This window comes from Bacillus sp. RO2, from assembly GCF_012911845.1.
Taxonomy (GTDB): Bacteria; Bacillota; Bacilli; order Bacillales; family Bacillaceae_I; genus Sutcliffiella_A.
The window spans coordinates 53,182-68,409 of the sequence record NZ_JAAXCU010000057.1; the positions used below are offsets into that span (position 1 = coordinate 53,182).

At 41.5% G+C, this 15,228-nt stretch carries 15 protein-coding genes; 13 read left to right on the forward strand and 2 right to left on the reverse strand.

The annotated features are described in order from the left end of the window. The first annotated feature begins 140 nt into the window (after positions 1-140). From HF078_RS19100 to HF078_RS19115, 4 genes are all read left to right on the forward strand, one after another. Entirely contained in the window at positions 141-2,204 is a 2,064-nt protein-coding gene (locus HF078_RS19100) for a S8 family serine peptidase (protein ID WP_169292582.1), read from the forward strand. A gap of 227 nt (positions 2,205-2,431) precedes the next feature. Continuing rightward, a complete protein-coding gene (locus HF078_RS21360; RefSeq protein ID WP_169292583.1) occupies positions 2,432-2,554 on the forward strand; it encodes a glycosyltransferase in 123 nt (40 codons plus the stop codon). 38 nt (positions 2,555-2,592) lie between these two features. Next, complete coding sequence (locus HF078_RS21365) at positions 2,593-2,718, forward strand: glycosyltransferase family A protein (RefSeq protein WP_481748034.1); 126 nt, start codon at positions 2,593-2,595, stop codon at positions 2,716-2,718. Positions 2,719-2,951: 233 nt separating this feature from the next. Then, positions 2,952-4,013 (forward strand): glycosyltransferase family 4 protein, encoded by a 1,062-nt coding sequence (locus HF078_RS19115; protein ID WP_169292584.1) that lies wholly within the window; start codon positions 2,952-2,954, stop codon positions 4,011-4,013. Positions 4,014-4,406: 393 nt separating this feature from the next. On the opposite strand, the gene HF078_RS19120 is transcribed toward HF078_RS19115, so the two are convergent. Together HF078_RS19120 and HF078_RS19125 are read right to left on the reverse strand one after the other, a co-directional pair. Beyond that, positions 4,407-5,390 carry an LCP family protein gene (locus HF078_RS19120; RefSeq protein ID WP_169292585.1) on the reverse strand — a complete coding sequence of 328 codons (984 nt, stop codon included), beginning with the start codon at positions 5,388-5,390 and terminating at the stop codon, positions 4,407-4,409. Positions 5,391-5,414: 24 nt separating this feature from the next. After that, entirely contained in the window at positions 5,415-6,050 is a 636-nt protein-coding gene (locus HF078_RS19125; RefSeq protein WP_169292586.1) for a YigZ family protein, read from the reverse strand. 348 nt (positions 6,051-6,398) lie between these two features. On the opposite strand from HF078_RS19125, the gene HF078_RS19130 reads away from it, so the two are divergent. From HF078_RS19130 to flgK, 9 genes are all read left to right on the forward strand, one after another. Then, on the forward strand, positions 6,399-7,541 hold the full coding sequence (locus HF078_RS19130) for a sensor histidine kinase (protein ID WP_169292587.1): 1,143 nt from the start codon (positions 6,399-6,401) through the stop codon (positions 7,539-7,541). A gap of 25 nt (positions 7,542-7,566) precedes the next feature. Continuing rightward, on the forward strand, positions 7,567-8,286 hold the full coding sequence (locus HF078_RS19135) for a response regulator (RefSeq protein WP_169292588.1): 720 nt from the start codon (positions 7,567-7,569) through the stop codon (positions 8,284-8,286). A 323-nt stretch (positions 8,287-8,609) separates the two neighbouring features. Then, a complete protein-coding gene (locus HF078_RS19140) occupies positions 8,610-9,452 on the forward strand; it encodes a DegV family protein (RefSeq protein ID WP_169292589.1) in 843 nt (280 codons plus the stop codon). 398 nt (positions 9,453-9,850) lie between these two features. Then, positions 9,851-11,344 carry an ATP-dependent helicase ComFA gene (locus tag HF078_RS19145; RefSeq protein WP_169292590.1) on the forward strand — a complete coding sequence of 498 codons (1,494 nt, stop codon included), beginning with the start codon at positions 9,851-9,853 and terminating at the stop codon, positions 11,342-11,344. After that, entirely contained in the window at positions 11,341-12,054 is a 714-nt protein-coding gene (locus HF078_RS19150; protein WP_169292591.1) for a ComF family protein, read from the forward strand. The genes HF078_RS19145 and HF078_RS19150 overlap by 4 nt, the downstream gene beginning before the upstream one ends. Positions 12,055-12,115: 61 nt before the next feature. Then, positions 12,116-12,529, forward strand: coding sequence for a TIGR03826 family flagellar region protein (locus HF078_RS19155; protein ID WP_169292592.1), 414 nt, complete (start codon positions 12,116-12,118; stop codon positions 12,527-12,529). Between the two features lie 65 nt (positions 12,530-12,594). After that, positions 12,595-12,858, forward strand: coding sequence for a flagellar biosynthesis anti-sigma factor FlgM (gene flgM / locus HF078_RS19160; protein ID WP_148987442.1), 264 nt, complete (start codon positions 12,595-12,597; stop codon positions 12,856-12,858). A gap of 22 nt (positions 12,859-12,880) precedes the next feature. Continuing rightward, positions 12,881-13,345, forward strand: coding sequence for a flagellar protein FlgN (locus HF078_RS19165; protein WP_169292593.1), 465 nt, complete (start codon positions 12,881-12,883; stop codon positions 13,343-13,345). An 11-nt stretch (positions 13,346-13,356) separates the two neighbouring features. Then, positions 13,357-15,219, forward strand: a complete 1,863-nt coding sequence (gene flgK, locus HF078_RS19170; RefSeq protein WP_169292594.1) for a flagellar hook-associated protein FlgK — start codon at positions 13,357-13,359, stop codon at positions 15,217-15,219. Positions 15,220-15,228: the final 9 nt, after the last annotated feature.

Below are 15,228 nucleotides of genomic sequence, written 5' to 3' on the forward strand. Positions count from 1 at the left end.
GAAGGGTATATTTTTCTTCACATGATGCATAATTCACACTTGCTAGGAATGGAACGGCTGGATTATTAAAGAAATAATGTTTGTCTAAATCATTATCTGTGAATTAGACAGAAATCAAGGGGGATTGGGGAGAAACGAAGATGAAGAAAAGCCTATGTTTTATGCTGGTAATGCTCATGTGCCTTACCCCTCTTTTTGAAAAAGAGGTTGTGCATGCTTCTCAACAAGAAGAGAACATGAGGATAATTGTCAAATATAAAGAGAAAGACATTTATTCTTTTAGCAAAGCAAAACCACAAATAAAAAACATTAAAAAGAAAGACTTCAGTAAAATAAAAAAGGAATTTGAAAGCCAAGAGGAAGTGGAATATGTAGAAGAAGACAGCTTCTTCTATTATACAAACACAACTACAACAACCAATACAAACGACCCCCACTACCCATATCAAAAAGATTACTTACAAGTGATGAATGTACAGGAAGCATGGTCTGGATATGAGCAAAGCTATAAGCCTGTCGTTGCTGTGCTTGATTCGGGGATAGACCTTCACCATCTTGATCTGAAAGAAAACATAGTTAAGCCATACAATGTTTTATCACCGAGCAGCATGCCGGTGGATGAAATTGGACATGGCACACATGTAGCAGGTATTGTTGGTGCCAAAACCAATAATGGAAACGGCATTGTATCCATAGTGAAAGACACTTACATAATGCCAATTAAAGTAGGTGACCGCCAAGGTGCTTTTGCCTCAGATATTGCAGCGGGTGTTGATTATGCCCTCGATAATGGAGCAGACATCATAAACATCAGTATTGCTGGTCCCAAACAGAACAATACGTTGAAAGAAGCGATTGATAAGGCTGTAAATAGTGGTGTCATGGTAGTGGCCGCGGCAGGAAATAATTCATCTGATACGGTGGAGTATCCGGCAGGCTATCCAGGAGTTATGTCTGTAGGTGCATCTAAGTTAACAGGAGGATTGGCTGGTTTTTCAAACTTCGGCGACTCTGTTTCAGTAGTTGCACCTGGTGTTGAAATATTTAGCACATTGCCTACTTCTTTTTCAACTAGTATTAGTGGATACGGAAAAATGAGCGGTACCAGTATGGCTGCACCTTTAGTTTCCTCACAAGCAGCTATGTTGAAAAGTACAGATAAGAATCTAACAGGTCGACAGTTAAAGGAAATTATAGAAGAATCAAGTAAAACCGCATTAGACTTTCCTGTTCGACTTGGCCAAGTAAATGCAGCTGACTCCCTACAGTATTATCATGGAAAAAACAGGATTTCAGGGAAGAATTCCTTGGAAACATCAGTGGAAGTTGCCAAAAGAGGGTGGGAGACTGTATCTTCATCCACATTGACTAATGGTTACCGTGTTTTGAAGGGTAAGTTCGCCATTTTATCCAGCAACAAAACGTTTGCAGATAGCCTTTCGGTCATTCCTTTGGCATATAAAATTAACAGTCCTATTTTCTTATCAGAGAAGAGCTATCTGCCACAGGTAACCATTTCCTCTATGAAAGAAATGGGTGTGGACCATGTAATTGTAGTCGGTGGGGAGCAGGCAATCAGTAAAGGTGTAGAGGATAAATTAATTGTTAATGGATTGAAATCAACAAGGATTTCAGGGAAGACGCGTTATGATACCGCTGTGGAAATAAGTAAGTTTGTAGCGAAAGATAATGGGGAAGTAATGATAGTGAATGGCAAGAGCTTTCCGGATGCATTGTCTGCTTCAGTCGAAGCGGCAAAGAGAAGTATGCCAATTGTGTTTGTAAAAGAAACATGGATCCCAAGTGCTACAAAGGATTTTCTTGAATTATATGATTTTTCAAAAAAATACATTGTTGGTGGAACTAAACCCATTAGTGATTCTGTTCAAAAAAGTTTAGAAGCTACACGGATTTCGGGAGCAGATCGATATAAAACTAATATCGCGGTTGCCGAATACTTTAATTCGTCCTATGATGGCTACTATTTTGCCACAGGAGCAGACTTTAAAGACGCCTTAACAGGTGGATTGCTAGCTGCGAAGCAAGGGAAAGCCTTGATGCTTGTCCGTCCTTCAAATATTGATTCTGCAACAAAGAATTATCTTGAAAAACGTAACCATCAAGAATTCGGAATACTTGGTGGCAGACAGGCAGTTCATTCAAACATATTGTGGGAAATTGACAAAATTCTTTTGGGCAATTAATATTTATTAAGATTAATAGATGCTAGGTGTTAATGGCTATCGATTTTCGATAGTCATTTGATTTTTTTGTAAGGAATGTAAAAGAATGTATAGGTAAACATAATTAGTATCATTGCTTAATTTTTGGTAGAGGAATTAATCAGATTGAACAAAACCATTCTCCTTTAGGTGACTGTTGTTACACAGGTATATAATGCGGAAAACATCTTGCAAGCTGTATTGAGTCTGTGCTGAACCAATCGTATGAAACTTGGGAGATTTTCCTTGTAGATGAACAATCAAGTGATAATAGTGTTTTTATTATAAAGCAATATGCAGAAAATAATGCGCGAATTAATTTTTTCAACTAGAAGTTAACAGTGGTGCTGCTGTAGCTTGTAATACAGCTATTGAGGCAGCAAATGGAAAATATGTTACTTTTCTTGATAGTGATGATATTCCAACAAAACTTGATAAGTTGAAAAATTGGAAAGTTTTTCCTAAAATAGAGAAGCGCGTTCGAAAACGAGTTTAACGGGTATATGACTAAATAAAAACGTGAGGATTAGGTGCTATATTACGCACTAATTCATCCATATTACAACAAAGGACACCTAGTATTACATTTACACAATTATATTTTCAATACAGAAGATATCTGTTAAAATGACAAAGGACGCGATACAAGCAATTGGATAATTAAACTAGACATGTTTGTTTCGCAAAAATGAAATGCTAAAAATAAGAACAAGAAATTAGGTGACGACAATGGATTTACAACTAATACTAGCTTTCGTAGTGTCTTTCATCACCGTCCTCGTTATAACGCCATTGGTCATAAAATTCGCTCATTATATTGGAGCAACCGATAAACCGAACCATCGTAAAGTCCACCAGAAGATTATGCCTCGCTTAGGAGGTCTCGCCATCTTTATTGGTGTTGTTGTAGGATATATATTTGTTGGTCTTTATGACCAAAGAATTACTGGAATTACCATTGGGGCATTGATTATCGTTGTGATTGGAATCTTCGATGATAAATATGAACTAAAAGCAAGAACAAAGCTTCTTGGCCAAATTGCAGCAGCAGGTGTTATCGTTTATACAGGGCTTAAAATTGACTTCATTACCATACCGTTCATTGTAGAACGCCTTGAATTAGGCTTGTTGTCCATCCCTATCACGATTCTTTGGATAGTGGGAATCACTAATGCGATCAACCTTATTGACGGGTTGGATGGGCTTGCAGCAGGTATCTCCACTATCGCCATAGGCACTATTGCAGTAATTGCAGGGCTTGGCGGTAAAGAATTAATCTTGACCCTATCCCTTATTATCTTGGGGAGCACCATTGGCTTCCTGTTTTATAACTTCCACCCAGCCAAAATTTTCATGGGAGATACAGGGGCACTGTTTTTAGGATACTGCATTTCCGTATTATCACTACTGGGGCTATATAAAAGTGTGACACTTTTCAGTTTTGTCATCCCAATTATTATCCTCGGTGTGCCAGTATTCGATACAGCATTTGCAATTATTCGCCGAATCTTGAACAAGCAACCAATTTCAGCACCTGATAAAAGTCATTTACATCACAGGTTGCTGGCTTCCGGTTTGTCCCATAGGAATACGGTGCTTGTTATTTACGGATTTGGTATCACCTTTGCAGCATGTGCAATCTTTTTAACTTCTGCGACCATCTGGGGTACGATTTTAATTACCGTACTGCTTATTATCTTGATCCAGTTTATTGCAGAACTTGTAGGCATTTTTAATGAACAGAACAAGCCGTTTATGAAGTTCTACAGGAAAGTATTTGGAAGACATTAATGAATACTTGGGTCACCTATTTTAATATTGATAGAATGATAGATGTAAGTGCCAGACCCTCAGTTGGGTTTGGCACTTTTTTATTGTGTGAAACCAAGACAAAAAAACTTCTCGAGTTAACGGGAAGGTCAGCACTGTTTTCGGAGTAGTAGGAACGTATGCAGTCTAGGATGAAAGAAAAATAAATGTACTTATCAATTTTTATGAGCAGATGATCTTGGGGAACAAGGTCTTCAATCGAGACAAATTCAACTTCATTAGCGTTGTATTTCTTGTGCTAAACAATATAATCACTGCATATGTAAATGAATATAAAAACGGCTGTCGAGACTTTCTCGACAGCCTGAAAGATCTGGGAGTATATCCAAGGTCTTTTTTTCCTTATTCAGTCGTTTATTCTGTCTGGGCAGTAGCATCTTCAATCTCGAGATGTTGTTTCAAGATACTTCTTACCTCCAAAATGCTTTCCTCATAAGGTACGAAATAGTATGCCCCTGAACTAGTATCATCTGCACCCTCAAGCGTTACGTTCTCCATGCTGGAGGAATTAAAGCCTGCATACAATTTACTTAAACCGATTCCTTCCGAAACTCGAATGTTAGTTTGAACATTATCGCCCATTTCCTTTGCGATTTCATCCACTTTCAACAGGTTTCCTGGCTTAAGCATTTCGCTCATTGCAGCTTGGATGATTTGCTTTTGTCTATCATTACGACCAAAGTCACCGCGAGGATCTTGCTTTCTCATACGAGCATACGCTAGAGCTTCCTCGCCGTCTAAATTCATAGGACCTTCTGTAAACTGAAGAAGAGAATTATCTACATCAGATTTTTCTGTAAAATCGAAAGGTACCTCTACCTCAACTCCTCCAATAATGTCTATTACATTTTTGAAGCCTTCAAAGTTTACTGTAGTATAATAATCGATTGGAACTTCTAGTAACTCTTCCACTTTTTCAATGGTCATTTCTTTTCCGCCATATGCATGAGCATGGTTAATTCGTGATTCATAACCTAAGTGCTCATAATACACTAAGGTATCACGAGGAATACTCAATAATTTCATTGTCTTCTCTTTTGGATTAAGTGTAGCAACAATTAAAGTATCCGTACGACCGTTTTCTCCACCGGAAGAGTAATCTTCAATTCCCATAATCAGTACGGAGAAAGGATCTTTATTAATCTCTACCTCTTTATCCCTGTATTTAGATTTTTCTCTATCCAATTCGGTATACGCGCTATTGGCAGCTTGGTATGTTTCAAACAATAAATACCCGCCATAAGCGACTACTGCTAAGAAAAGCGTCAAAAAGACAAGTAGAACTCTTTTAAGTCTTCTGCCTTTCTTTCTTTTCTTTTCATATCTAGAATTAACCAATGCTTTATCTCCTCTATAAAAAATTTACACATCCTGTTCAAGGTAAAGACGTTCGCCAGGAGTGGTTTTTACTTTTCCATTTGTAAGGTCTATCATCCAATCCAGGTAAGCCTGACGTTTATCTTCTTCGACATAAACATTGAACGTTACGTCTTCGAGGTAATGAATGTCTTTCAATAGGTGTATGGCTGAAGAACGTAATTCATTCTCTATCTTTCCAAGTAATGTGTACTCTACGTTTGTATGCATAATTTGCACTAATTTTCTCTCTACCATTCCTGTTGCATTAATTCCTTCTGAAGTGGCTTTTCCGTAAGCGCGTATAAGCCCTCCCGCACCGAGTTTAATGCCGCCGAAATAGCGGGTAATGACAACTACAGTATCTTTCAGGTCTTTCTTCTTAAGGACTTCAAGGATGGGGACGCCTGCTGTGCCACTTGGCTCTCCATCGTCGCTCGCCTTTTGAATCTGATTTTTTTCTCCGATCATATAGGCGGAGCAGTTGTGGTTTGCATCCCAATGCCTTTTTTTTATCTCTTGGATGAAGCTTTGAGCTTCTTCTTCTGTAGTTGCTCGGGCTATGTGGGCGATAAATCTTGATTTTTGGATGGTAATTTCATGCTCTCCATGCCCTTTTACGGTATAGTAGTGAGATAGCAATCTGACAACTCCCCTTTAATGAATGGCACTTTTGTATGATTAGTCATACTTTATCTATTATAAGTGCTGGATGTAAGGACATCAAATAAAATATAGTTCAGAGCTCCCGATTATGCCAAGAATCGACAAAGTTTAATCCGATTGTAATAATAATGTTATACAAGCAAAACTTTAGTCCGATATAATGAAGTGTGGACAATTTTCGACAGGTACCCCCACAAAGGTTTGGAAGATTTGGAATGATATAGCATAAAGTGTCTTTCTTCTTTTTGGGTATAATGTACTATAGTGGTAAAGGGGTATTCACAATATTCTTTTAAGAATACAGGGTCTTTTGGAGGATGTCCTATGTCTCGGAAAGTTATAAACTCTAAACAATTAGACATGATTATTGAACAAATGGTGAAAACCGTTGAAATGAGCAAGGACGAGATCTTTGAAATCGGGGAAAGTTCCCGTAAAGAATTTGAGAACCTTGCAAAAGAATTAAATGCGGTCAAACTTGAAGTGGCACAGCTAATCCATAAACAGGACAAGCTGGAGGTCCAGGTCAGGCATGCAAGAAACCGTCTTTCAGAAGTGAGCAGGCAGTTTAAAAACTATACAGAACATCAAATTAGACAAGCATATGACCATGCACATGAATTGCAGTTGGAGCTCCATACAATTTCACAAAAAGAGGCTCAGCTTCGCAATCGAAGAAATGAAATCGAACGCAGGTTGTTGAATCTTGAAGAAACCATTACGAAAGCAGATCGCCTCGTAAGTCAGGTGTCCGTGATTTTAAATTATGTAACAGGTGATCTTCAGCAGGTTGGCCAGATGATCGCCGATGCCTCTGAGAAACGCGAGTTTGGTTTTAAAATCATGGAAGCGCAAGAAGAGGAACGCCGGCGTCTATCTAGGGAGATTCATGATGGTCCCGCGCAAATGTTGGCCAATGTTATGATGCGCTCAGACTTGATTGACCGGACTTTCCGCGAGCGTGGCCCCGGGGAGGCGTTATCAGAGATCCGCTCCTTGAAAGTAATGGTGCGCTCCGCTCTATATGAAGTGCGAAGGATTATTTATGATCTTCGTCCGATGGCACTCGACGATCTTGGGTTGGTGCCCACTTTAAAGAAATATATTTCGACTATCGAGGATTATCATAACGGCTATCCACAAATTGAATTTATGAACCTCGGAGTGGAACATCGCATTTCCTCCAACCTTGAGGTAGCAGTGTTCCGGCTTGTACAAGAATCGCTGACAAATGCCATCAAGCATGCTGCGGCAAGTTCCATCTATGTAAAATTGGAAGTGAAACCTACCCATATCATTGTCATCGTAAAAGATGACGGAGTAGGATTTGATACGACAGAAAAAAAAGAAAAGTCGTTTGGTTTAATTGGAATGAGAGAAAGGGTAGAACTAATCAGCGGGGAATTGGATATACAGTCCACGTCTGGTAAGGGAACTACCGTCTTTATCAAAATTCCGTTAGGCTAAAGATGTATTTGGGAGGATGAGACGAATGGATACGACAAAAATCGTGATTATTGATGATCATCAGCTTTTCCGTGAAGGAGTTAAACGTATTCTTGATTTTGAAACGAACTTTCACGTGGTGGCAGAAGGTGACGATGGGGAAGAAGCGCTTGACCTAATGGAAAAGCATGATCCAGACGTCATCATCATGGACATCAACATGCCAAAAGTTAACGGTGTGGAGGCTACAAGACGTCTAGTGGAAGCTAACTCAGAAGCGAAGGTCATCGTATTATCCATTCATGATGACGAAAATTACGTTACCCATGCACTGCAAACAGGTGCTCGCGGTTATCTTCTAAAAGAAATGGATGCCGATGCATTAGTGGATGCGGTCAAGGTAGTTGCGGATGGAGGTTCTTATCTTCACCCGAAAGTTACGCACAATCTTGTTAGGGAATATCGCCGTTTAACGGAAAATGGTGTGGGAAGCGGTTCGCGCGCACGTGGTGGAGGCGGCTCTACAGCTACAACTTACCAACAGGTTGAAATTCGCCGCCCACTTCACTTGTTAACACGCCGCGAATGCGAAGTGCTTCAGCTGTTGGCTGACGGAAAGAGCAACAAGGCAATCGGGGAAGCGTTGTTCATCAGCGAAAAAACAGTTAAAAACCATGTTAGTAACATCCTTCAAAAAATGAATGTAAATGACCGTACACAAGCTGTTGTTGTTGCAATCAAGAATGGCTGGGTTGAGGTTAGATAGCCTTGGGGATTTCGGTCTCCAGGGTTTTTTTGTGGGATTGGGGGGCTTTCTTGGGGTAGCAGGGGCGCTCTTGCGGTGGGCGAAATTTGTTTGGTTGTGTCGAATTATGCGCAATGGCTAATAAAATATAAAGTTTGGACAATAAAACAAAAGTTTGGACAATAAAATAAAAATCTGGACAATAAAATCAAAACTCGAACAATAAAATCGACGCAAAACTTACTCTACCAATAAAAAACAAACAATTGATGAAACTTATTGCCGTTTCATGTACAATCTATAATAGATAACAGAAATACTTTAGTATAAGGAAGGTCTACAATATGAAAACGGCGATTGTTACAGACAGTACTGCCTATATCCCAGCAGAATTACGCGCAAAGCATGATATACATATGATCCCGCTAAATGTTATTTTCGGGAATGAATCGTACCAAGAAGAAGTTGACATTAAAGTAGAGCAATTTTACGAAGAAGTCAAAAACAGCAGAGAACTTCCATCCACCTCCCAGCCGGCCATTGGCGAGTTTGTTTCCTTATTTGAGAAACTTGCTAAGGACTATGACGCAGTTGTGAGTGTACACCTATCAAGCGGCATTAGCGGCACTTACCAGGGGGCTGTGGCTGCAGGTGAAATGGTGGATGGAATCGATGTTTATGCATTTGATTCTGAAATCAGCTGCATGATTCAAGGCTTCTATGCATTAGAAGCAGCGGAAATGGCCGCAGAAGGAAAGTCGCCCGAACAAATTATGGACCGAATGAACGTCATGAAAGAATCTGCCCGTGCTTACTTCATGGTAGATGACCTATCTCACTTACAACGCGGTGGCCGTTTGAGCAGCGCCCAAGCAATTGTTGGAAGCCTATTGCAGGTTAAGCCAGTGTTGCATTTTGTGGACACGAAAATTGTTCCTTTCGAAAAGATTCGTACACGCAAGAAAGCGGTCAAGCGAATTCATGATTTATTTGATGAGGATGCTTCTTTGGGAGTGCCGATGCGAGCATGTGTGATCCATGCGAATCGTGAGGAAGAAGCAGAAGAGATGAAAAGAGAGCTTGAAGAGAAGTATCCACATGTGGAGTTTTTCTTGAGCTACTTTGGCCCGGTAATCGGAACGCATCTTGGTGAAGGGGCTTTGGGGCTTGGTTGGTATATGCAGTAATGGATTATGATTGGCACAGCATCATCGAGAGATTGGGAAGACATCAAGAGCAGTGTGTTGCTTGGGGTGTCTTTTTTGTGTTTTGTTGTGTTGTGTTTGATGCTGTAGGTGAAGCTACTGATGTATAGAACGCTCCTATTAGACAAATCTAGGCTAATGGACCGTGCAACGGTCGAATAGAACGCTCCTATTAGACAAATCTAGGCTAACGGACGGGGCAACGGTCGAATAGGAAGCTCCTATTAGACAAATCTAGGCTAACGGACGGGGCAAGGGTCGAATAGAACGCTTCTAATAGACAAATCTAGGCTTCCGTAATCTTTCAAACAAAAATTTAATAAAAAATGCAGAGAGAACACCTTTCTGGTACCAACACTCATCACACAAGGAGGAAACCAATGCTTTTCACCAGAACAACCAATAACTTATTAATAATAACCAACCAAAAATCCGAACACACCAAAAGAATCTCCTCATTCCCCTCTATCCCTCAACCTCTTATCCATGAAACCTTCCCCTTCAATCCAAACCTCCAACACTTCCTATCTGGCAAGCGGCTTCTAAAAGATGAACTCCCATTTAACCAAGACACACTCCAAACACATTATCAAAAAGGATACCTAAAACTCGATTATGGAGTCCAATCCACCAAAGCACGAAACAAATGCAATCGATGTGGAAACACGGATCAAAGCCTGTTTGCTTCGTTTGACTGTGCAAGGTGTCACCAAACTTGCACCTATTGCCGCCATTGCATCATGATGGGCCGGGTAAGTGAATGCACTCCACTCTTCTCATGGAGTGGACCGCAGCCTCAAACAATTAACAAACCCATAACTCCTTCGTGGAATGGTACCCTCTCCAAAGGTCAGCAAGTCGCCTCCAACAAAGTCGTCGAAGCAATCCAAAACAAAACATCTCTTCTCGTGTGGGCGGTCTGCGGTGCAGGAAAAACAGAGGTTCTTTTTAAAGGAATTGAAACTGCATTAAATAAAGGCGGCCGCGTTTGTATTGCCACTCCAAGAACGGATGTCGTGTTAGAGCTATCCCCGAGGTTAAAGCAGGCTTTTCCTGACATAGAAGTCGCCACGCTTTATGGTGGCAGCGAGGACCGTACCAAAAATACGCCGCTCACCATCGCCACGACCCATCAGCTGCTCCGCTATTATCGCGCATTTGATACTCTCATCATTGATGAGGTTGATGCCTTTCCTTACTCTGTAGATAAAACGCTTGAGTATGCCGCAAACCAGGCGCGAACCCAAAATGGTAGCTTCATTTACTTAAGTGCCACTCCATCGAAAAAAATGCTGAGAGAAGTCCGTGCTAAAAAATTTGAATCTGTGGTGATCCCTGCCAGATACCACAAACATCCCCTGCCCGTTCCAAACTTGGAGTGGTGTGGGAAATGGGGGAAGCGGATAAAAAAAGACATGCTTCCGATGAATGTCCGAAATTGGGTGAGAATGCATATGGAGAATGGAAGCCCCATATTTTTGTTTGTTCCTGATATCGCTGTCTTAGAAAAAGTTACCGAAATCTTTGCAAAGGAATACGACCAGCTAGTGACAAGTGTGCATGCAAAAGACAAACAACGAAAACAGAAAGTCTCAGATTTCCGGGAAGGGAACATTAAAATGCTGGTGACTACAACGATTTTGGAGAGGGGAGTGACGGTAGCGGACGTTCAAGTTGGAGTGCTTGGAGCGGAGGACGTTGTTTTTTCAGAAAGTGCTCTTGTACAAATAGCTGGAAGGGTAGGCCGAAGCAGTCAATATCCAAGTGGAGATGTGCGTTTTTTTCACTATGGAAAGACAAATGAGATGGTTGCTGCAATTGACCAGATTAGGAGGATGAATTATCAAGCGAGGAAGAGGGGAATTTTTCAATGAATCAATGTTTGATATGCCAGGAGGATGTCACGTCTTCATTTGGTTGGGGCGCATTCTTAGGTTTGCACAAACCGGCCACTGTTTGTGAGGACTGCGAACAGGCTTTTCAAAAAATCAAAGGAGAGCTTTGCAGAATCTGCGGTCGGGAGTGGGGGATGGTTGCAGCCGAAAATAGGTATGGCGATCTCTGTTCTGACTGTTTTAGGTGGGAAGGTGATCCGGCCACAGCCGGTCTGCTTCAACAGAACCGATCCGTCTACCATTACAATGAACATATGAAGGATATATTATCAAGGTATAAATTCAGAGGGGATGCCGCTATCTCAAAAGTTTTCCAAGAAGCATTCACAAAGATGTTTAAAGAGGCATGCCAAAACGAGAACCCCATTGTTGTTCCCATCCCACTAAGTCCTGAACGGCTATATGAGCGCGGCTTCAATCAGTCATTTTTACTGGCAGAGCTTTTACCAGGCAAACCAGAAGAGTTACTCTCCAAAATCAGCTCAGAAAAACAATCAAAAAAAGCACGGTGGGAGAGGCTAGATCAGGAAAATACGTTCTTCGTCCCAGACTCTGAACAAGTAAAGGGTAAAAGCATTCTCCTCATCGACGACATCTACACAACTGGGAAAACCGTGCGCATGGCAGCGATGGTTCTGAAAAACGCCGGCGCTAAGGATATTTCCTCGTACACACTTGTTCGCAGTTAACATTTTCGTGACTCTTACGATATAAAGAATAAGAATTCATTGCTCGAAAGGGAGTTGCGTTATGTCTCAACTAGATAATTGCCCAAGCTGCGGTCAGATTTATGTGAAAAATGCGTTTCGAGAAGTCTGTGAAACGTGCTATAAAGAAGAGGAAGCGAAATATCAAACTGTTTATAAATACATCCGCCAACGAGAAAACCGGACCGCATCGATGGACCAAGTGGTGGAAGACACGGGTGTAGAGGAATACCTAATAATAAAATTCATCAGAAAAGGTCGTATTCAATTGGTTCATTTTCCGAATTTAGGCTATCCGTGTGACCGTTGTGGTAGGATTATTAGGGAGGACAAGCTCTGTCAAGGCTGTAAGAAAGATATACACGGGCAGCTTTCCCAATTGGAGCGCGAAGAAGAACGAAAACGCGCAGTTCGTGAAGAAGGAAAAACATACCACGTGGTAAATAAGAAGTTTTAATAAACATTGTGGCCTTTGTGCCGATAAAAAAGATAGACAAACTGTTCGGAAGGAAGGGATATTAAATGAAGATTAACAATTTAGGACCTTCAGGAATTAATCCATACAAAAATCAAATGAAACAGCAACAAGCTGCTAAAACAAACCAAACAAAAAGCGATCAAGTAGAAATTTCGAGTAAAGCAAAAGAGCTGCAAGAACGTTCCCAGTTCGCTGAAGCTCGTCAGGAAAAAGTTGCAAAACTGAAAATTTCTGTGGAGAATGGCACCTATCAAATCGACTCAAAATCCGTCGCCAATAAGATGATTGATTACTATTCAAATAAATAGAGCCTCAAAATAAGGAGAAGTTATGTCCATTCCAACCATCATAACCATACTTGAAAAAATGCATACCTTGCATGCCTACCTCTATGAACTTACGGTGCGGAAAGAAGAGATTGTAAAGGTGAACAAGGTAGAAGAACTACAACAAATTACAAGAGAAGAAAAGCAATATACGAGAGCGATTGTCCAGTTAGAAAAGCAACGAGCGGAACTTTCAGAGGGGAAAACGGTGACGGAGCTTGCAGAAGTGAGCACCCCGACCGAAAAACAGGCACTGCTTGACTTAAAAGCAGGGCTCACAGAAACGATTGGCAACATTCAAAAGCAAAATGAGCTCAATCAACTCTTACTTGAGCAATCCCTGCAATTTGTCACGATGACCTTGAATACCTTAAATCCGCAGCCGAATGCGGTAAACTACGAGAAACCTGCGAATACGAAAAAAAGTGTCAGTGCCCCAGCGCGCTCGCTGTTCGATTCAAGAGCTTAGGAGGAACATCCATGCGTTCAACATTTCATAGTCTCGAAGTTGCGAGACGTGGTCTGGTTACCCAGCAAACTGCCCTGCAGACGGTCGGTCATAATATTGCCAATGCCAATACTCCAGGCTACACAAGACAAAGAGTGAACTTTGTCCAGACAGAACCATATCCAGCTCCATCGTTAAACCGTCCGCAAATTCCAGGACAGATTGGGACCGGGGTAGAGGCGGGCAGCATCCAGCGAGTGCGAGAGAGTTTCCTGGATATCCAGTATCGCGGGGAAAACAATAAGCTTGGTTACTGGGAAGCAAGGTCTGATTCGTTGGAAAAGATGGAAGAGATCATGAATGAACCGTCAGAAACCGGTCTTTCAACTACTTTAGACCGCTTTTGGCAGGCTTTTCAAGACTTAGCTGTTAATCCTACTAATGCAGGTGCCCGGTCTGTAGTGAGGCAGCGTGGGTTGGCTGTAGCAGAAACGTTTCGCTTTTTGTCAGACTCCCTATCATCCGTTCAAGGCGATATCAAAAACGAGATGGATATCACACTAAAGCAAGTGAATGCTCTTAGCCAGCAAATCAATAACGTGAACAAACAGATTGGTGAACTTGAGCCCCATGGCTACCTTGCTAACGATCTGTATGATGAAAGGGACCGTTTGGTAGATGAGCTCTCACAGCTTGTTAATATTAAAACATCAAAAGTGGGAGCAGGCGGAAGTCCAAGCGCTCTTGCGGAAGGAAAGCTAACGATTGATTTAGTTGATGACTCCGGGCGCGCAATCGGCAACCTTGTCGATGCTACAAGTCTAAGAGTGAACAGTCTTTCTCTTGAGTTCCGCGCTGATACCGGGTTGGTGGACGGTTACAGGCTTGGGGATACAGGCTTCGGAATTGGCAGTATGCAGGCTTCCGGAAAGTTGCGTGGACTGATTGATTCCTACGGGTTTATGGAAGGCAATGCAGAAAAGGGGCTTTACCCTGATATGCTAAACCACCTTGATACAATATCCTATGAATTCGCACAAGAAATCAACAGGGTTCATGAATCCGGTTGGAGCATCTCGAGCATGGAAACCGGAGAACATACAGCGTTCAAATTCTTTGAGTTTAAAAATACAGACATTACTGCTGATAATAAAAAGAACGCTGCAAAGCTTTTCACTGTTTCAGCGGATATCGTTCAGTCTCTAGACAATATTGCTGCGTCCGGCTATAACAAGGGGATCATTACGACTGGGGAATTTCATGGGTATAACGGCGTGGAAAATGTCTCTGTTACCGTTCAGTCAACTGTAGATGCAGCTGGTGTTCAGCAGTTTACTTATACTGTATATGATGCAGCGCAATCGCCTAAACAAGAACTGAAGACATCGGGAAATTTTGCTAGTTTGGAAAAGCTTGGGGAAGGCTTATCGGAAGAGTTTGTGGATGCAAACGGAAACCCTTCCGTAAATTTTAATTTAGATAAAGTTCGTTTGGAGGATGTATCAAAAGGTAACTTTATTGCAGTAGACATTCCAAAAACTGGACAAGTCGGAGGTCGCGTTGGGGACGGAAGCAATGCGGTAGCCTTGGCAGAGGTAAAAGCACGTTCGCTTCAGCTAAATGGTGTTTCTACTACCTTTCAAAACTATTACGAAAGCGTAATCGGTGGATTGGCGGTTGATGCGCAGGAAGCAAACCGACTTTCCTACAACAGTGAAACATTGAGACTATCAGTCGACCAGCGTCGTCAATCGGTAAGCGGCGTGTCGCTTGATGAAGAAATGACGAGCATGATTCAGTATCAACATGCATACAATGCTTCAGCTCGAATGATCACGTTAACGGACGAACTGTTAGATAAAATAATAAACGGGATGGGAATAGGCGGAAGGTAGGTTAGATAG